General features: G+C 56.0%; 18 protein-coding genes. 16 read left to right on the forward strand and 2 right to left on the reverse strand.

What is annotated here, in order from left to right; genetic code table 11:
* Positions 1-24: 24 nt before the first annotated feature.
* Complete coding sequence (locus JXO48_03725; GenBank protein ID MBN2282978.1) at positions 25-1,134, reverse strand: hypothetical protein; 1,110 nt, start codon at positions 1,132-1,134, stop codon at positions 25-27.
* Between the two features lie 286 nt (positions 1,135-1,420).
* Positions 1,421-2,206, reverse strand: coding sequence for an RNA methyltransferase (locus JXO48_03730; GenBank protein ID MBN2282979.1), 786 nt, complete (start codon positions 2,204-2,206; stop codon positions 1,421-1,423).
* Between the two features lie 112 nt (positions 2,207-2,318).
* On the opposite strand from JXO48_03730, the gene rsmG reads away from it, so the two are divergent.
* The 16 genes from rsmG to JXO48_03810 all read left to right on the forward strand — a co-directional run bounded on the left by rsmG (position 2,319) and on the right by JXO48_03810 (position 19,720).
* Positions 2,319-3,002 (forward strand): 16S rRNA (guanine(527)-N(7))-methyltransferase RsmG, encoded by a 684-nt coding sequence (gene rsmG / locus JXO48_03735; protein MBN2282980.1) that lies wholly within the window; start codon positions 2,319-2,321, stop codon positions 3,000-3,002.
* Positions 3,003-3,097: 95 nt separating this feature from the next.
* Complete coding sequence (locus tag JXO48_03740; GenBank protein ID MBN2282981.1) at positions 3,098-3,868, forward strand: ParA family protein; 771 nt, start codon at positions 3,098-3,100, stop codon at positions 3,866-3,868.
* On the forward strand, positions 3,869-4,723 hold the full coding sequence (locus tag JXO48_03745) for a ParB/RepB/Spo0J family partition protein (GenBank protein ID MBN2282982.1): 855 nt from the start codon (positions 3,869-3,871) through the stop codon (positions 4,721-4,723).
* A 47-nt stretch (positions 4,724-4,770) separates the two neighbouring features.
* A complete protein-coding gene (dnaA, locus tag JXO48_03750) occupies positions 4,771-6,111 on the forward strand; it encodes a chromosomal replication initiator protein DnaA (protein MBN2282983.1) in 1,341 nt (446 codons plus the stop codon).
* A gap of 132 nt (positions 6,112-6,243) precedes the next feature.
* On the forward strand, positions 6,244-7,362 hold the full coding sequence (gene dnaN / locus JXO48_03755; protein ID MBN2282984.1) for a DNA polymerase III subunit beta: 1,119 nt from the start codon (positions 6,244-6,246) through the stop codon (positions 7,360-7,362).
* A 10-nt stretch (positions 7,363-7,372) separates the two neighbouring features.
* A complete protein-coding gene (gyrB, locus tag JXO48_03760) occupies positions 7,373-9,778 on the forward strand; it encodes a DNA topoisomerase (ATP-hydrolyzing) subunit B (protein MBN2282985.1) in 2,406 nt (801 codons plus the stop codon).
* 105 nt (positions 9,779-9,883) lie between these two features.
* On the forward strand, positions 9,884-12,406 hold the full coding sequence (gene gyrA, locus JXO48_03765; protein MBN2282986.1) for a DNA gyrase subunit A: 2,523 nt from the start codon (positions 9,884-9,886) through the stop codon (positions 12,404-12,406).
* 96 nt (positions 12,407-12,502) lie between these two features.
* Entirely contained in the window at positions 12,503-12,940 is a 438-nt protein-coding gene (locus JXO48_03770) for an archease (GenBank protein ID MBN2282987.1), read from the forward strand.
* Between the two features lie 7 nt (positions 12,941-12,947).
* The gene (locus JXO48_03775; protein MBN2282988.1) at positions 12,948-14,375 is read left to right on the forward strand and encodes an RtcB family protein; all 1,428 of its coding nucleotides are present in this window, start codon (positions 12,948-12,950) and stop codon (positions 14,373-14,375) included.
* Between the two features lie 81 nt (positions 14,376-14,456).
* Positions 14,457-15,413 carry a thioredoxin-disulfide reductase gene (trxB, locus tag JXO48_03780; GenBank protein ID MBN2282989.1) on the forward strand — a complete coding sequence of 319 codons (957 nt, stop codon included), beginning with the start codon at positions 14,457-14,459 and terminating at the stop codon, positions 15,411-15,413.
* 21 nt (positions 15,414-15,434) lie between these two features.
* Positions 15,435-15,632, forward strand: coding sequence for a zinc ribbon domain-containing protein (locus tag JXO48_03785; GenBank protein ID MBN2282990.1), 198 nt, complete (start codon positions 15,435-15,437; stop codon positions 15,630-15,632).
* A gap of 160 nt (positions 15,633-15,792) precedes the next feature.
* Positions 15,793-16,647 carry a prolipoprotein diacylglyceryl transferase gene (locus JXO48_03790; GenBank protein MBN2282991.1) on the forward strand — a complete coding sequence of 285 codons (855 nt, stop codon included), beginning with the start codon at positions 15,793-15,795 and terminating at the stop codon, positions 16,645-16,647.
* A 34-nt stretch (positions 16,648-16,681) separates the two neighbouring features.
* Complete coding sequence (locus JXO48_03795) at positions 16,682-17,257, forward strand: rubrerythrin family protein (protein MBN2282992.1); 576 nt, start codon at positions 16,682-16,684, stop codon at positions 17,255-17,257.
* A 171-nt stretch (positions 17,258-17,428) separates the two neighbouring features.
* Complete coding sequence (locus JXO48_03800; protein MBN2282993.1) at positions 17,429-18,631, forward strand: FAD-dependent oxidoreductase; 1,203 nt, start codon at positions 17,429-17,431, stop codon at positions 18,629-18,631.
* Between the two features lie 52 nt (positions 18,632-18,683).
* Entirely contained in the window at positions 18,684-18,968 is a 285-nt protein-coding gene (locus tag JXO48_03805; protein ID MBN2282994.1) for a hypothetical protein, read from the forward strand.
* Complete coding sequence (locus tag JXO48_03810; GenBank protein MBN2282995.1) at positions 18,965-19,720, forward strand: TatD family hydrolase; 756 nt, start codon at positions 18,965-18,967, stop codon at positions 19,718-19,720. Before JXO48_03805 ends, JXO48_03810 begins: the two co-directional genes overlap by 4 nt.
* The last annotated feature ends 113 nt before the right edge of the window (positions 19,721-19,833 follow it).

Here is a 19,833-nt window from a genome sequence, read left to right on the forward strand (position 1 = left end):
GCCTGCAATGCATGAATGCCGTTGTCATTTCTCTATGAGCTTTTGCGCTGCCCGCTCTATCATACCCTTGTCGGCGGGTTCGATCCTGGCGGCGATCCATTCCCTGAGCCGTTCGCCTTCATCCCGGCCCCGCGCGCAGGGAACAAAATCAAGCGTGATCCCCAGTGCCTCCGCCGCCCGGAAGGCCAGCAGTGACCATGACGTGTCGAGTCCCCCGGTGATGATGAGCGATTCCGGCTCGCCGGCCCTGTGATCACCTGGTGTCGGCGGAACATCATGGAGCGGGCCGTCGATGAGAACGATAGTCCGCCTGCCGGAACATTCCGGCGGCGCCTCCCCGCCGCCCCACGGTCCTCCCTGTGTGAACCCGGCAGGAAACGTGCATCCCGGCCCGTCGGTGGACGTAATGATCAGATGGGCCCGGTTCATGATCTCAGCTACCCGCCCGGAACGTTCCGACGGGGAAAGGGATTCCCTGATAGCCAGGCCGACGGCTCCCCCGTCGTCATCCAGGCAGGAGGGGGGAACCAGTACCGGAAGGCCTGCCCGCGCGCCCGCGCCTATCATGGTACCGGGGTCGGCCCCGTAGCCGGCCATCTCCTCGAAAGGAATGCGGCAGTGCCGGGACTGCGAAAGAACGAATCCGGAGAGGAGCGCCGTCCGCTTTCCGCCCGGCCAGGTCCCGCCGCCGGCCGGCTCGACCGTGATGGTCCCCGGAGCTCCCAGCATTGCGCGATAGCTGCTCACGTCGATATCCATTTCATCTCTGAACCGCTCGATCATGCGCGGTGACAGGAGGGCCACGTTCATAACACCATCGGCGGAACCGCCTTCCCTGTGCAGGCCGGCCGGTGGCTTCTCGATGCGCTTGACCTTTTCAAGAACGCCGGACATTTCGTGATCGATGATGACCGCCGTTGTCAGGACAGCGTCAACGATCCCCTTGCGCATCAGATCGGCGACAAGGAGCGTGATGCCCCGGGACAGATGCACTTCACCGGTGATAACGGCAACGACCCGCTGCCGTCGTTTTTTTGCCTCGACAAGAGAGGCCACGGCGTCATCGAGCCGTACCCGTTCATCATCCGGCAGCGCCCGGTAGCGTTCGTCGAGGAGATTCCTGTCCGTCCCCATTAATGCCTTTTCCCTTTCGCCGAAACCGGCATTCCCTTTATGTATCCATCCCTTTTGAAGCGGCCATTGAAACGCTTTTACGGTGTTCAAGGGGTTTTCGTTTTAAAAATCCCCCTTTATCCCCCTTTAGCAAAGGGGGAATTGAAGGAACTCTTGATATCATAAGTTTCACGATCTACCCTTTGCCCCTTTGCTCCTTTGTCGCTTTGTCGCTTTGTCTCTTCACCCCTTTACCACTGTGGGCGCTGAGCCGCGGGCAAGTCTTGAGATCGCCCGAAGCACTTCCTTACGTACCGGATTTCTTAAGTTTCCCGGTATTGAAAGTCAAGTCTTTTGTTTTTCCTTTGCCGTACAGCTCTATCTGGCGGCACAGGCCCATGATGATCTTGACGTCCTTGGCCGTCAGCTCGGACCTGGAAAGGAACTGTCTGATGCTGACCATGGAATATTCCGGGTTCTGTGGATTGATGAAGTTGATCCGCAGGAGCGTGTCGCGCAGAAGATCGTACATCTTTTCTCTTTCCGCCACCGTCGCGAGGCGGGGTGAGAAGGGGGCACGGACCTCCCCGACGGCACGGTATGCTTCGTAACAGATGAGCATCACCGCGTGTGAGAGGTTGATCGATCTCATCCGATCCTCCGTCGGTATCGAAACGATCAGGTCGCACAGGGTCAACTCATCGTTGGTCAGCCCTCTGTCCTCGGGACCGAAAAGAAGAGCAACCTTGTTTTTCGGCGCCATCACGGCCAGGGACACACCCATTGAACGAGGATCCGTCATGGCACGCTTCAAATTCGTGTTTCCCGCCCGTGACGTCGTTCCCACGATATACTGGAAGGGCGCGAGCGCCTCACGCAGATCCTCGGCATACCGGATCGAATCGATGATCGGAGCTGCGAAATGGGTCGCCATCTGCAGTATTTTCCCCCTGTCGTAATCGGAACGCCGGACCACCACCAGATGCTCGATACCCATATTCATGGCACATCGTGCCGCCGATCCGATGTTCCCTTCGTGTTTCGGGCGGTTCAGAACAACAGCGATGTTATCGATCGCTTTTCTTTCCTTCATGACCCTTCGACGGCCTCCTTTACAATTGCGGTTTTTCTTCTCTTAGCCTAAAATCTCACTCCAATCAAACCCGTCCTGCAGACGGGAAATACGCTGGTGGTGACGGTACCTCATGGAATCATCGCGAGACACGCTGGTTTGGTCCGCCCGGGAAATAGGTGTCGATCTGCCGAGTACGGTCGCCGACCGTTTCGAAGCGTACCGCCGCGAGCTGCTCCTCTGGAATTCCCGCATGTCCCTCATATCAGCCCGTTCCGAGCGGGACATCGTGATCGGTCATTTCATCGACTCCCTGACCATCGTCTCCTGTGTGAAAGACGGTCCGCAACGGCTTATCGACCTCGGGTCCGGCGCCGGCTTTCCTGCTATCCCGCTCGCGCTCGTGTTCGATGAGCTCCAGGTCACCCTGGTGGAACCATCGAGGAAAAAAGTTTCCTTCCTCAAGTCGGTGGTCCGCCTTCTCTCCCTCTCCACTGTGACGGTCATCCGTGAACGGACGGAGTCGCTCATGCAACAGGATCCTCTCCGGAACGCCTTTGATCTGGTGACGTCCCGGGCGGCTTTTCAACTGCCGGAACTGCTGCGCATGGCGGATTATTTTCTGGGCGAGGAAGGACGGCTCATCGTCATGAAGGGAAGAACCGCCGACCGCGACCGGGCAGTCGAAGACCGATACAACTTTACTCTGTCGGAACGCATGGACAGAGTCCTTCCCGGGACGGGACGCAAAAGGACCATCCTCGTCTACAGCCGCAACATGCCTCGGCGGAACGTCATTGAAGGCGACAAAGGGTGAAACACCAATTTATTTCTTCTCAAAGAGGCGCTTCTGTGCTAGATTCGGCTCGATATGATCTGAACAAAATTCCGTGTTAGAATTGCGTCAAAAAAGTGTTTAAATCCATATGTATAGCCAATCAGAAGGGGGGGGTCGGCAAAACGACGACGGCTATCAACCTGGCCGCCTGTCTCGCCGCCGCAGAGCGGAAAACGCTCCTCGTAGACTGCGACCCGCAGGGGAACGCCACCAGCGGGCTCGGCATCGACCGCGAAACTGTCGGAGCGAAGGATCTCTATCACGCGTTGATCGGTGATGTCCCCCTGAGCGAAACCATCGTGAACACCGAAATCCCCGCCCTGGATGTGGTCCCTTCCACTCAGGACCTGATCGGTGTCGAGGTGGAATTCGTTACCGTTGAGGATCGTGAGAAGCGTCTGCAAAAAACGCTGAAGCATATTGACAGCACCTACGAATTTATTATAATCGATTGTCCGCCATCGCTCGGGTTTTTGACGGTCAACTCGTTGGTAGCGTCCGATTTTGTCATCATACCCTTACAGTGTGAATACTTTGCCCTCGAGGGACTCGGTCAGCTATTGAATACGGTCAAACTGGTTCAGGCGCGTCTGAATCCCCGGTTGACGCTGGCGGGAATCCTTCTCACCATGTTCGACACGAGAAACCGCCTCTCCCACCGTGTGGAGGAAGAGGTAAGGAAATATTTCGGGTCCAGGGTCTTTCACACGATCATTCCCCGGAACGTCCGGCTCTCGGAGAGTCCAAGCCACGGTCTGCCTATCATTCTTTATGATATCAATTCCCGCGGCGCCGAGTCGTACCTTGAGCTGGCACGGGAAATTCTGACGAACGGAAGGATATAAATGACCAAGCGGAACGCCTTAGGAAAAGGTCTCGGCGCCATTTTCACGGATCTCGTGGACGACGGGCAGGACAAACCGTCACTTATTACGTGCGGGATTGAAGAGCTGCGTCCCAACCGGTTTCAGCCCCGGAAAGATTTCGAGGGAAGGGAAACAGAGGATCTGGTCCGATCGATCCGGCAGAATGGCATTATCCAGCCCATCGTCGTGAGAAAATCTCAGCCCGGATATGAGATCATCGCTGGAGAGCGGCGCTGGAGAGCGGCACAGGCTGCGGGGTTGAAGGATGTCCCCGTCCTCGTTCGTACCGCCGATGACGAGGAAGTGGCGGAACTGTCCCTCATAGAAAACCTGCAGCGGGAAGAACTGAACGCGATAGAAGAGGCCGAGGCCTACCAGACACTGATGGACACCTTTCACCTGACACAGGATCAGATATCTTCGAAGGTCGGCAAGGATCGTTCAACCATCACCAATTCCCTGAGGTTGCTGAAACTCTCCGCCGATGCCAGAACGGCCCTTTCGGACAGGCGGATATCGGCCGGACACGCACGGGCCCTCCTTGCCATATCGTCGAAGGATGGGCAGCAACGGGCACTGAAGGACATCATCGGGAAAAAGCTGAGCGTTCGGGAAGCGGAACGTCTCGCAAAGCGGTTCAACAGTGCGGGGGGAAAGAAGAAAACACGCGCCGACGGTTCGGTGGCGTATCTAGAAGACATGCTGTCCAAAAAGCTGATGACCAGGGTCACCATTCGCCGGACACGCAAAGGAGGTACGATAGAGATCACGTTCTCATCACCAGAGGACCTGAACCGTCTGTCCCAGTTACTTGCCGGCACGCATGAACGGTAACATCTATCAACACCTGTTTATAACTTTGTTTATAGAGGTGGGGGGTCGTGGAATCATATTGGATTGAAAGTACTAAGATCATTAAGGAAAAGATAAGCCAGCAGAATTTTGAGACCTGGATCAGGCCAATCAGGGTTTCATCGGTGGAGGAAAACAATATCTTTCTGGCGGTTCCCAATAAATTTTTCAAAGACTGGCTCGTGGAAAACTATCTTTCCGTGATCAGCGACTCCCTGTCGCAGACGATGGGAACCATCGTGAATGTCAATTTCATTGTTGATGAAGATGATATCAAAAAAACGGATGTTTCCACGAAAACATCCAAGAAAGGAGCAAAAAAGATCGCTCCCCAGCGTACGAACCCCTCCCTGAATCACAGTTATACCTTCGAGCGTTTTGTCGTCGGGGCATCGAACCAGTTCGCCCACGCCGCAGCGTTGTCCGTCGCCGAGCAGCCGGCATCCCACTACAATCCGCTCTTCATATACGGCGGCGTCGGTCTGGGGAAAACTCATCTTATCAATGCCATCGGCCTTCATACCTGTTCCGTCTTTCCCGACCGCAATGTTCTCTATATATCTGCGGAGCAGTTCATGAACGAGCTCATCAACTCGATACGTTATGACAAGATGCCGAATTTCAGGGAAAAATTCAGAAAAATAGACTCACTTTTGATAGACGACATCCAGTTCATCGCCGGGAAGGAACGAACGCAGGAAGAATTTTTTCATACCTTCAACGCTCTTCACGATTCAGGAAAACAGATCGTGGTGACGAGTGACAAATTCCCGAAGGACATACCGAATCTCGAAGGACGGTTGCGGTCGCGCTTTGAATGGGGGCTTATCGCCGATATACAACCGCCCGACATAGAAACACGCATGGCGATCATAGAAAAGAAAGCTCATGAAAATAACATACAGATACCGGGAGAAGTAACACACTATATCGCAACAGTTGCTGATTCCAACATTAGGGAACTGGAAGGGATACTGACACGTATCGCGGCATACGCATCACTGACCGGCAAGGAGATAAACATCAATGTGGTCAAGGAGGTCGTCAAAAACATACTGAAGAACATTAAGGAAAAAACGATCACTGTCGACGAGATCATGAAGACCGTGGCCGCTTCATTCAACCTGAAAATAAATGACCTGAAATCTCAGAAAAAGAACAAAAACCTGATACTTCCCCGCCAGATAGCCATGTATCTGTCACGGAAGCTCACACGTCTTTCCTTCCCTGATATCGGCACAAAAATTGGTGGCAGAGACCATTCAACGGTAATATACTCTGCGAATAAAGTACGCTCACTGATGGAGAAGGACCCGTCGATCAAGCGTACCGTCGAGGAAATAGAAGAAAAACTGCAAACCGGTTCCTAACAGGTTCGCCAACAGGTTTTTTCGTAAAAATATTCTTGGGATCGGGAACATAGGAAATGATATACACAGATTCACAGGTCCTACTAGTACGACTATATTTTTTTAAAAAATAATTAAGGAGAGTATTTAGAGATGGAATTTGCCGTAGAAAGGAATGTTTTTTTGGAGGGGATCCAGCGAACGCTGGGGATAGTCGAGAAAAAGACCACCATTCCTATTCTGAGCAATATTCTCATAGAGGCTGGGGGGGATACGATCAGGATAGTGGCGACGGACAGGGAGATCGGCTTGGTGGCCGATTACAACGCGACCGTCGCACAACCGGGGAAGATCACCGTCGGTGCCCGGAAACTCTTTGAAATGATCCGGGAGATAGAGGAGGGAAGCATTCAGTTCAAGACCATGGAGAATAACTGGGTCAATATTACCTCCGGCAAGGTTGCTTACAGAATTCCCGGTATCTCAGCCGACGAATTTCCCGAAGTCCCCCATGAGGATTCGGATCTCTTATTTTCGGTGAAAGCGGATGTTCTCCGGGAAATGATGGTGAAGACGTTTTTTGCCATTTCCACCGATGAAATGCGGCCGAGTCTGAACGGTGTCTATTTCGAGGCACGAACTGGTCAGCTTGAAATGGTGGCGACCGACGGGCATCGGCTTTCCCTCGTGACCATGGATCCCGGTGACGATATTCCACCGGGTAGTGAGATCGATGGCGTCATTATACCTCGTAAAGGGGTGAGCGAGGTAAGAAAACTTATTGAAAACGAAGGCGAAACGGTGAAAATGGCCGTTCATGACGGAAAGTGTGTCTTTCTTTTTGACCATACCCTCCTTCGGGTTAGCTTGATCGAAGGGGGATATCCGGATTACAGAAAGGTTCTGCCGAAGGACCAGGGGACCGAGGTTCTGCTGGACAGGAACAAGTTCATTCATGCCCTGAGAAGAATGAGCGTCATGTCGAACGAGCGGTTCAGCGGCGTCAAGATCGAACTTTCCGGTAATAAGATGCTCCTCAGTTCCACCAATCCCGATGTGGGGGAAGCGAAGGACGAGATAGAGGTAACCTATGACGGAAAGGAAATGGAGGTCGGATACAGTGTCAGATACCTGATCGACGCGATAGAGGTCATGTCGGAAGATAGCGTTTCCTTTGAAATGAGAGGGTCCGAAGGACCGGGCGTGATCCGTCCCGTGGGGAATGAAAGCTACATGTGCATTGTGATGCCCATCAAATTGAGAGAGGAGTGATCAGGCGGAGTTGGAAAAGACGTATAGTGCTGAAAGTATAAAGGTTCTTGGAGGTCTCGAGGCCGTCAGGAAACGCCCGGCCATGTATATTGGCAGTACGGGCAAGGATGGTCTGCATCATCTTGTCTACGAGGTGGTAGATAACAGCATCGATGAAGCATCGGCTGGATACTGTGACACGATCGACGTAAAGATACGACTTGACAATAGTGTTACGATTGTCGACAACGGCCGGGGTATCCCCGTTGACATGCATAAAACGGAAAAGGTGTCGGCCGCGGAAGTGGTCATGACCAAGCTGCACGCGGGAGCGAAATTCAGCAATGAGAGCTACAAAATATCCGGCGGTCTTCACGGTGTGGGCGTTTCCGTGGTGAATGCCCTTTCCAGTTATCTCGAACTGGAAGTACGGCGGGACGGGAACGTATACCGGCAGTCATACCGGAGAGGGATCCCTGAAGCGCCGCTCTCCGAAGTGGGGACGACCAAACGGCGAGGAACAAAAATAACCTTCATGCCGGACCGGGAGATATTTGATGATATCGATTTCAGCTTCGATATTCTCTCGAACCGCCTGCGGGAGCTGGCATTCCTGAATGCCGGCGTCAGGATCGTTTTCAAGGATGAGCGGACCGACCGGAGGAATGAGTTCTACTACAAGGGTGGAATCCTTTCCTTTGTGGAATACATCAACAGGAACAAAAAAACACTTCACAAGAAACCCATTTATATCAGCGGCGACCGTGAAGACTGTTCCGTTGAAATGGCCCTTCAATACAACGACACCTACATCGAGAATATTTTTTCCTACGCGAACAGTATCAATACGACGGAGGGCGGGACCCATCTCATCGGGTTCCGGTCGGCGCTCACCAGGGCCATCAATACCTACGCGATGAACAACAATCTGTTGAAGAACGGCAAGATATCCCTTCGCGGTGAAGATATGAGAGAGGGGCTTGCCTGTGTCATCAGCGTAAAGATACTGCAGCCTCAGTTCGAAGGGCAGACAAAGACGAAACTGGGTAACAGCGAGATAAAAGGTCTTGTGGAGACGATCGTATATGACAAACTCGGCAGTTACTTCGAGGAAAACCCCTCCGTCGCCAGACAGATCGTCGCCAAGACCGTGGAGGCGGCCCGGGCGAGGGACGCGGCCCGACGGGCGAAGGAACTGACCCGGCGGAAATCGGCCCTTGAGGTGACCACCCTTCCGGGAAAGCTTGCCGATTGCCAGGAAAAGGACCCCGCGCGAAGCGAGATATACCTTGTCGAGGGTGATTCAGCGGGTGGTTCGGCGAAGCAGGGACGGGACCGAAGCAACCAGGCGATCCTTCCCCTTCGCGGAAAACTTCTCAATGTCGAGAAGGCCCGTTTCGACAAGATGCTGAACAATAATGAGATCAAGGTCATCATAACGGCGCTGGGGACCGGTATTGGTGATGATGATTTTGATATCAGCAAACTTCGGTATCATAAGGTCATCATCATGACGGACGCGGATGTCGACGGTCTCCATATCCGGACTCTGCTCCTGACCTTTTTCTTCCGCTACATGCGTGAGCTGATAGAGCGGGGATATCTCTTTATCGCGCAGCCGCCCCTTTTCAAGATAACGGAAAACCGCAAGGACCGGTACGTGAAAAGTGAGGAAGGCATGCAGGATTATATCCTGGAAAACGGTGTCAACAAGGTGTATCTGCTCACGGGCGACGGAGGAAGGATCACCGGTCAGCGCCTGCTGACCCTCGTGAAAAAGGGGATCAGGCTTGATACGATCCTGGATAAGTTCGAGAAGAACGGAAAAGACCGGGAAGTAATGCACCTGCTGGCCGGCGACCCCGCCTTCTCGAAGAACGACTTCGGGGACAGGACCGTCCTTGAAAAGATCGGATGGAGAGTGCATAAGGCCATCGGTGACAACAGCGCCCGTTACTGGACCGAGGATGACACGGAACACGGCGGGTACAAATTGTTTTTCAACATAGTCAGGAACGGCCGTGAGCACATGACCTGGATAGACCGGGACATATTCGACCTTCCGAAATTCGCCGAGGCGAAGGGAATTCTTCAGCAACTCGAAGTACTGGGTGAGGCACCCTACCGGATCGTCGAGAATGGCGGCACGGAAAAGGAAGAAAAGGAGTTGATAACTATTCAGGCCCTCCTCGGTCATATCGTGCGGGCGGGAAAACAGGGGATCGCGGTTCAGCGTTACAAAGGTCTCGGCGAAATGAACCCCGAGCAACTCTGGGAAACGACGATGGACCCGGAAAAGCGGACCCTCCTGCAGGTAACAGTGGAAGATGCCGTTGTGGCCGATGCCATATTTACCACCCTCATGGGCGACCAGGTGGAACCGCGAAGAGATTTCATTTTTGAGAACGCGCTCAATGTAACGAACCTCGACATTTAACAGAAGATCGAAACGACACGGCAGACCGTCTGAACCATTCCCGTCATTGAAATTGTTTGATGGCCTCTAAAGAACGCCGTTCGTTGTATATCCGGAGGAAGAAGAATGGACCAACTGTACCAGCGCAATATGCCGGTCACCATTGAAGACGAAATGAAGAGATCCTACATGGAGTACGCCATGAGCGTCATTGTGGGGCGGGCGATCCCCGATGTCCGCGACGGACTGAAGCCCGTTCATCGAAGGGCGCTCTTTGCCATGGCGGATCTGGGAAACCGCTGGAACCGGTCTTACAAGAAATCCGCCAGGATCGTCGGCGATATTATCGGGAAATACCATCCCCACGGCGATGCGGCGGCCTATGATACGATCGTACGGATGGCACAGGATTTTTCCATGCGATACCCGCTGATCGACGGCCAGGGGAACTTCGGTTCCATAGACGGTGACCCGCCGGCGGCGATGCGGTACACCGAGATCCGCATGGCCCGCATAACCGAGGAAATGCTTGCCGATCTCGACAAGGAAACGGTTGATTTCAATCCGAACTACGACGAGTCTCTCATGGAACCGGCGGTTCTGCCTACGAAGATCCCCGAACTGCTGCTGAACGGTTCCTCGGGGATCGCCGTAGGCGTCACCACGAATATTCCGCCCCATAATATCCGGGAGATCGCCGATGGGATCATCGCCCTGATACGGGATCCGCACATGACGGTGGAATCCCTGATGCGGTACGTGCAGGGGCCCGATTTCCCCACGGCGGGGTTCATCAACGGACGGGGAGGGATCGTGAACGCCTACCGGACGGGACGGGGGATCATCCGCATGAGGGCCCGGGCCATCGTCGAGAGGAACGCCCGGAGCGAGCGGGAAAGCATCGTGGTGACGGAACTTCCCTACATGGTGAACAAGGCAAGCCTCATCGAAAAGATCTCTGAACTGGTGAAGGAGAAAAAGATAGACGGCATCGCCGACCTGCGGGACGAATCGGACCGCGACGGCATGCGCATCGTCATCGATCTGAAGCGGGATGAAATGTCCGGTGTCATCCTGAACCAGTTGTACAAGCATACACCGATGGAATCGACGTTCGGGATTATCATGCTCGCCATCGAGAACGGCCAGCCGAAAATTTTCAACCTGAAGGAAATGCTCCAGAGTTTCGTGGACTTCAGAAAACAGGTCATCACGCGGCGGACCATCTTCGAGTTGCGGCGCGCTCAGGAGCGGCTTCACATTCTCGAAGGGTTGATCATAGCCCTCGACAATATTGATGAGATCATCGCCATCATAAAGCAGTCCGAAAACGGTCAGGAAGCGGCACAGCAGATGACCGCCCGGTTCGGTCTTTCAGACGCACAGACGAAAGCGATCCTCGACATGAGACTCCAGCGCTTGACGGGCCTGGAGCGGGACAAGATCCGTGACGAGCACCGGGAAGTGACGGTCCTGGTAGCGGAGCTGGAAGGAATTCTCGCGGACCCGCAGAAGATTCTTGATATCATCGTGGGGGAACAGGAAGAACTGAAGAACCGCTACGGTGACGCGCGCAGAACGGAGATCGTGCAGGACAGCGAAGAAATAGACATCGAAGACATGATCGTCGAGGAGGATATGGTGGTCACCATATCGCATCTCGGCTACATCAAGAGGAACCCCGTCAGCCTGTACCGGAGCCAGCGCCGCGGCGGGCGGGGCAAGGTCGGCATGGGGACCAAGGAGGACGATTTCGTGGAACGGCTCTTCGTGGCCTCCACCCACAGCCACATCCTCTTCTTCACGAACACGGGCCGTGTCCACTGGCTCAAGATATACCAGATACCCCAGGCGGGACGGGCCGCCCGCGGCAAGGCGATCGTCAACCTGATCGGCATCAGCAGCGGCGAGAGGGTAACGGCCGTGCTGCCGGTGACGGAATTCCTGACGGACCGCTTCATCGTTATGGCCACCAAGAAGGGTATTATCAAGAAAACGGATCTGATGGCCTATTCCAATCCGCGAACGGGGGGCATCATCGCCTTGACGCTGGACGAGGGTGACGAGTTGATCGCCGTGAGGCAAACGGATGGAGATCAGGAGATATTCCTCGGGACAAGAAAGGGCAAGGCGATCCGGTTCAGGGAGACCGCGGTGCGTTCGATGGGGCGGACGGCGCGGGGAGTCACCGGGATCAGGATGGGCAAGGATGATTCCGTTATCGGTATGGAGATCATGGGGGAAACAAGCTCGATCCTGACAGTTTCGGAAAACGGATACGGAAAGAGGACCACTCTCGGAGAGTACCGCCTCCAGGCACGGGGAGGAAAGGGGATCATCAATATCAAGACCGTTCCCAAGATAGGTCTTGTTTCCGGAATCAAGCAGGTCCTGGGGAACGAGGATATCATCCTTATCAGTAACGCCGGGAAGATAATCCGGTTCCGCGTCGAAGAGGTTCCCCTGCTGCACAGGAGCACCCAGGGCGTGAAACTGATAGGGCTCGATGAGGGAGAAAAGTTCGTCTCCATCGCCCGGGCCGAGCGGGAAGAACGGGAGGAACGAGAGGGACGGGAAAACGGCGATATACCGTTGGAGGAACTCCTGGAAGGCGAAGAAGAAACACTGCCCGACATGCCGGAGGAATAATGGGTGAGAGTCTTTCGCGCCGTGAAAACGATCCTTTCATTGTTCATCTTCCGGTTTTGATCCGCGGCGCCGGTCGGAACGGGGAGGACCATGACGATGGAACACAGGACCCGGGAAAGGATCCCGTACAGGATATTCGAGCATACGGCGGACCTCGGCGTCGAGATCTATGGCCGGAGTCGGGAGGAGCTGTTTTCGAACGCTGCAGGGGCTATTTGTGATATCGTAACAGAGGGCTGGGACGTCGGGACCGCTCATGAGCGTATTATAGAAGCGGAGGGGACCGACGGAGAAGACCTCCTGGTGAATTTCCTGCGGGAGGTCCTTTATCTCCTGAACGGGAAGGGATTTATCTCCCGGGAATGCAGAGTCGCGTTCACCGGTGATGAAAGGCTTTCGGCCGCACTGCGGGGGGAGCCCCTTGATATGAAAAAGCACCGGCTCACCCGGGAAATAAAGGCGGTCACCTATCATCAGGTCTCGCTGAAGCAGACCGGCGATGGGTGGTCGGCACGGGTGATATTCGATGTCTGACCTGAACATGGAAAAACTGGACGAGTATCGCTGGATCATTCCGCCCGTCGGCGGGATGCGGGTACCCGGACTGATCTATTCCTCGGCGAAGATGATCGGCGGGATCGGAGCCGATGAAAGCCCCCGGCAGGTTGCAAATGTTGCACATCTCCCCGGAATAATTAAATATTCCATGGCAATGCCCGACATGCACTGGGGCTACGGATTTCCCATCGGCGGTGTCGCCGCCTTCGATACCGATGAAGGCGTCGTCTCGCCGGGCGGTGTCGGCTATGACATCAACTGCGGTGTCCGTCTCATGACGACGAAGCTCCGGCACGAGGAGATCGCCCCCGTCATGCCGAAGCTGGTACCGGCGCTCTTTCGTGAGATCCCGACCGGTGTCGGTTCCCGGGGTGCGCTGAAGCTGTCCCTGAAGGAGGAACGCAAGGTCCTGGTCGAAGGGGCCCGCTGGGCGGTCGCCAACGGATACGGGACACCGGAGGACCTGGAAACGACGGAAGACGGCGGCACGATGGCGGGAGCCGACCCGGGGACCCTCAGTGACCGGGCCCTCGATCGGGGTCGTGACCAGGTGGGGACCCTGGGTTCGGGGAATCATTTTCTCGAGATAGAGGTGGTTGAAGAGATCTTCGATGAGGAGGCGGCCCGCGCCTTCGGTCTTGAATTGGACCAGGTCGCCGTTGTCATTCATTCCGGTTCCCGGGGATTGGGATACCAGGTATGCGATGATTTCCTCGCCCGCATGATGAAGCAGGCCGATGGACTGGGTTTTTCACTTCCCGACCGGCAGCTGGCCTGTGCCTATATCCGGTCGTCCATCGGCCGGGAATACCTGTCGGCCATGGCCTGTGCCGCCAACTATGCCTGGGCGAACCGCCAGATGCTCATGCACTGGACACGGCAGACCTTCGAGACGACCCTTCAAAGATCACCACGGGAGATCGGTATGCGGCTCCTCTATGATGTCTGTCACAACATAGCAAAGATGGAAACGATCCCCCTGGAAGGGAAAGAGCGTCGGTTATGCGTCCACCGGAAAGGGGCGACGAGGGCCTTTCCCCCCGGCCATCCGGCCCTCCCGGGACGGTACCGCCCCGTGGGACAGCCCGTGCTTATCCCGGGAGATATGGGTACCGGGTCCTACGTTCTGGCGGGGACGGAAAAGGCCTTTCAGGACACCTTCGGAAGCACCTGCCACGGTGCCGGGCGGGTGATGAGCCGCAGCCGGGCGAAAAAGGAAAGCAGGAACCGGTCCATCGGGAGGGAACTGGCGGACCGGGGCATTCTGGTCATGGCGACGGGCAAGGGGACCCTTCACGAGGAAATTCCCGAAGCATACAAGGACATCGATGATGTCGTCGATGTGGTCCATCGGGCCGGGATATCGAAGAAAGTTGCCAGACTCAAGGCGGTGGGGTGTATCAAGGGATAAGGTCCCTGGGGGGACCCTGCGCTCGCGGGGAGCACATGTAAAGCGACGAAGAAAGCGAAAACACGACGGAGAGGGTATGTGATGGACAAGCAGGAAACATTCGATGTTATCATCATCGGCGGCGGGCCTGCCGGGTTGACCGCGGGTCTTTACGCGGCGCGGGCGAACCAGAAGGTTCTGCTGCTGGAGGGCAGCGTTACGGTCAGCCAGATCACCATCACCGACATGATCGAAAATTATCCGGGCCTGCCCGAGGTAACGGGAGTTGAACTGGTACAGAACTTCAAGAACCAGGCCCTTGCCTTCGGCCTCGACATTCAGACGGAGCATGTTTCGAAGATCGAAGGAGAGACCCGTGACGAACTTCCCGGATGGAAGGTCACCACCGACGCGGGGGTTCATCGATCCCTTTCGGTTATCATGGCCACCGGTGCGTCATGGCGACATATCGGCGTACCCGGGGAGGAGGGGTTCATCGGAAGGGGTGTCTCCTTCTGCGCTACCTGCGACGCGCCCTTCTACCGGAACCGGGCCGTCGCCGTTGTCGGCGGCGGGGACACGGCCGTCCAGGAGGCCCTGTTCCTGACGAAATTCGCGAGCCGTGTCACCATCATCCACCGCAGGAACCGGCTGCGGGCGACGGGCATTCTTCAGGAACGTGCCTTCGCCAACGAGAAGATAGCCTTTGCCTGGGATTCGGTGGTGGAGGAAATCATGGGCGATGCCGCGGGCGTCACGGGCCTGAAGCTACGAAACGTGAACGATAAAAGCCTTCAGGACCTTCAGGTCGACGGCGTGTTCGTCTTCATCGGCCTTGATCCGAACACCGCGCTGGTCAAAGACCTTGTCAAATGCGACGATCGTGGTTATATTATCACCGATTCCGACATGAAGACATCGGTGAGGGGCATTTTTGCATGCGGTGACTGCATTCGGAAGACCTTGAGACAGGTCATAACGGCCTGCGGTGACGGCGCGACGGCGGCTTTCAATGCCGAGTTGCATGTGGATGAATTGAAGGGGCAGGCCTATGATTAGCCTGTTCGATGGAGACCGTACATGCCGATATATGAGTATCGATGCAAGAAATGCAAACATGAATTTGAAGAACTGAGATTTTCCGGTGATCGGGACAGCGATGTGGTCTGTCCCAAGTGCGGAAAAAAGGCCGCTGAACGGATGATGTCCGTCTTCGGCGGCAAGGGAGGGTCCTGCGGTTCCTGTACGTCCTGTTCCCCCTCATCTTCATTTACCTGAGGCTGAGGCATTCCGGCGGTGCGCCGGAAGGATATCCGTAAGATAATGGCCTGGCAAGGGGGACCGTGTTTCCGGGGTGACGCGGCGGTCGGCGCCGCCGGTACGCATATCCGGGGATCAGTCCCTTTTTCATGTGCCCGTGATATCGTGAAAGGTGTGCATGTTGAGTCAAATTTTCCAGTGGTGGCAGACCATTCCCGAACATATCAGCCCCGTCCTTTTTTCCATCGGCACCTTTCAGATCAGGTATTACAGCCTCATGTATCTGGTGACGTTCTACGTGACCTATCGGCTGGTCATGAGAAGCGTGAGGCGCAGCAACCTCCCCTATACGGAGGAAACCATCCAGGAGTATTTTATCTGGGCGATCTTCGGCCTGCTCCTGGGGGCACGGCTGGGATATGTGCTGTTCTATAACGCGTCCTATTTTCTTTCCCACCCGTTCGCCGTTATTCTTCCCTTTGATTTCAACCATGGCCGGGGGTTCGTCTACACGGGCATCAGCGGCATGTCCTACCACGGGGGGCTGGTCGGCGTCGCCGTCGCCACCCTCGCCTTCTGTTACCGGCGGTCCATCAATTTCTGGCGGCTTGCCGATCTCTTTTGTGCTGAGATTCCCCTTGCATATACCTTTGGCCGGCTCGGCAATTTTCTGAACGGAGAGCTCTACGGGCGGATCACGACCATGCCCTGGGGCATGTACTTTCCGGGAGACCTCCACGGCCGGCTTCGTCATCCCTCACAGCTCTACGAGGCCTTCTTCGAAGGGATCTTCATCTATTTCGTGATCCGGAGAATACGGAGAACAGCGGATTTCGACGGTTTCGTCTTTTCCCTCTATCTGATATGTTACGGGACAGTGCGCTTTTTCATAGAATTTTTCAGACAACCCGACGCGCACATCGGCTTTGTGACCGGTTCCTTCACCATGGGGCAGGTGCTCTGCGTATTCATGGTCATCCTGGGAGGGGCCGTCATGGCGGTTCGGAAGGCATCACGCGATCGGGAACCGTGATCAACTCATCGAGAATGAAGAAAGGAGACAATTCATGAAGAGCGTTAAAGGGACACAGACGGAAAAGAATCTTCTGGCCGCCTTTGCCGGGGAATCGCAGGCACGGAACCGCTATACCTTTTTCGCCGAGAAGGCCCGCGAGGAAGGATATGAACAGATAGCGGCGATCTTTGAGGAGACCGCGGACAACGAGCGGGAACATGCCCGGCGGTTCTTCAGTTTTCTTCCCGGCGGCGATGTGGAGATACAGGCCGCCTATCCCGCCGGTGTCGTCGGGACCACGGCGGCGAACCTGAAAGAGGCCGCTGCGGGAGAGCATATGGAGTGGTCAAAACTATACAAAGAAGCGGCCGATCTCGCCGAGAAAGAAGGGTTCAAGGAAGTGGCCTATCTCTTCAGGGCCGTTTCAAGCGTCGAAGTGGAGCACGAGAAACGGTACCTGAAACTGCTGAAGACCCTGACGAGTGGAACCGTGTTCAAGAAGGGAAGGACCGTGACGTGGAAGTGTCGTAATTGCGGGTATATTTACAAGGGACCCTCCGCTCCGAAACGGTGCCCCACCTGTACCTATCCACAGGCGTATTTTGAGCTTCAGGCGAAAAACTATTAAAGGGCCGTCGGCTGATCGCGGGAAGGAGAACGGTGCATGAAGAGAAACCTTATCATTGTCGGTGGAGGCGCCGGCGGGCCGTCCGCGGCCGCTGAAGCCAGGCGGGTGGACCCCTCGCTGGAGATAACCATTCTGGAACGGGGAGAGTTCGTATCCTATGCTGCCTGACCGATGCCCTATTACATCGGCGATGTAATACAGGATAACCGGCGGCTGATCGCCCGGACCCCGGAAAAATTCGAGGAAACGGGTGTGCACGTGCGACTGAAGACCCGGGTCGAGGAAATTGACCTCGCGAAGGGGGCGGTGCGGCTTCATGGCGGCGAACAGGTTCCATACGATGTCCTGGTTGTTGCGACGGGTGCAACCGCCCGCGTGCTTGATATTCCCGGTATCGAGCGGGAAGGTGTTTTTATCCTGAAGCACCTTCGGGACGCCATAGACATAAAGCGCTACCTCGAAGAAAAGCAGTGCCGGAAGGCGTTGATCATAGGGGCGGGGTTCATATCCATGGAGATGGCCGAGGGTTTCGCGAGCCGGGGGGTGAAAACACAGATACTGTATCGGGGCGACCTTCCCGTCGGCCGTTGGGACCCCGAATTTTCGCGGGTCGTGCTGGAAGAACTTGAAGCCAGGGGTGTAATCTTCGAAACGGGCGTTACGCCCGTGGCGGTCGAGGAAGGAAAGGAACACCGGTTACGGGTCCTGTCGAAGGACGACTCCTTTGAGGGAGATATCGTTCTCTGTGCCCTGGGAGTGCGGCCCGACACTACGCTTGCGGCCCATGCCGGTATCGAGATGGGGAAAACAGGGGCCATCGCCGTTGATAATTTCCAGCGGACGAACCGGGAAGAAGTATATTCCGCCGGCGACTGCTGCGAGGTCTATCATCGGATCAGCGGTGAATGGGTCAATATTCCGCTGGGTGATATCGCCAATAAACAGGGGCGTATAGCGGGACGGAACATTGGTGGAAAAGAATCCTCCTTCGCGGGGATCGTCGGCGCCCAATCCTTCAAGGTCTTTGACCTCGAGCTGGGCGCGACGGGGCTTGACGAATCCGCCGCCGCGAAAAGCGGGTTCGACCCCGTCAGCGCCCTGATCTGGAGCGCACCCGTCGCACGGTCATTGAATGTGCGCAAACAGCGACTGGGGATAAAGCTGACGGCCGACAGAGCGTCGGGACGGCTTCTCGGTGCCCAGGCCGTCGGCCAGGCCGGTGCCGTGGGACGTATAAACACGCTTTCGGCGTGTCTCTGGGCCGGAATGACCGTCGACGAGGTCGGCTACATGGACCTTGCCTACTCGCCTCCCTTCGGCGGTGCCTGGGACCCCATCCATATAGCCGCCCAGGCCCTGCTCAAGGACATGTGAGGTCCTGTGCACCTGTGGTCAAAGGTGCGCGTTGATTGAGGCGGAGCGTGCCATGAAACGCTGCCATTTCTGCGGAAGCGAACTGGACATGGAGGGCCGGGTCGGCCGGAGGGACCAGTGTCCCTTCTGCGGCCGCGATCTCCATATCTGTCTGAACTGCCGCTTTTACGATCCCGGTGCGTACAATCAATGCCACGAACCCCAGGCGGAACGGGTGGTGGACAAGGAGCGAAGCAACTTCTGCGACTATTTCTCATTCAGGGAAGCCGGGGCCCCCGACGACCGGAAAGGGCACAAGAACGCCAGGGATACGCTGGAGAAGCTCTTCAAGAAATGAGCGTTCCTGAATTCATCGACGGACATGCCCACCTGGACGCGATATCCTCGCTTGATCCGATACTCGCGGAAGCACGCGTCGCCGGTGTCGAGGCCATCATCGCCGTGGGCATGAACAGGGAGTCAAATGAAAAAACCCTCGCCATCGCGGAACGGCACAAAGGATTTGTCTTTCCCGCTCTCGGATATCACCCCTGGGAGATCAGGGAGCCTGAGATTGCCGGGAACCTGGAATTTCTCGCGTCCAATATGGATCGTGCAGTGGCGATCGGCGAGGTGGGCATCGATTACAAGATCCGGGTGAAAAAGGCCCTCCAGCGTGAGGTGTTCGGCGAGATCATCCGTTTGGCGGTCCGGCACGATAAACCCCTGATCCTCCACTGCCGGTTCTCCCATGAACGGGTGTTCGACATGATCGGTGAAGGCGGGGTCAAGAAGGCCGTCTTTCACTGGTACTCAGGATCCCTCGATCTGCTGCGGCATATCGTGGCGGCGGGGTATCATATATCGGCCACGCCGGCGCTTTGCTACAGTGAAGCTCACCGCCGTGCCATAGAGGCGGCGCCTCTTGAAAGGATACTGCTCGAGACGGACTGTCCCGTCGTCTATGGAGAACGGGAATCACGGCCCCGGGATGTCCTGACGACGGCACGTGAGGTTGCCGGGATCAAAGGACTCCGGATCGAGGAGGTCGCCGCCGTGACGTCCCGCACCACGCGTCAATTCTACGGCGGCCTGGTGTCCGAGGTATGATCCGCCGCTACTCCATCAGCAGCACCTTTGCCCCCCTGATCTTCCGTTCCTTCAGTTCCAGGAGCGCCCGGTTCGCTTCGTCAAGCCCGTATTCCTGTATCTGCGGCTTGAGA

The sequence above is a fragment of the Deltaproteobacteria bacterium genome, from assembly GCA_016933965.1.
GTDB lineage: Bacteria > Desulfobacterota > Syntrophia > Syntrophales > UBA2210 > JAFGTS01.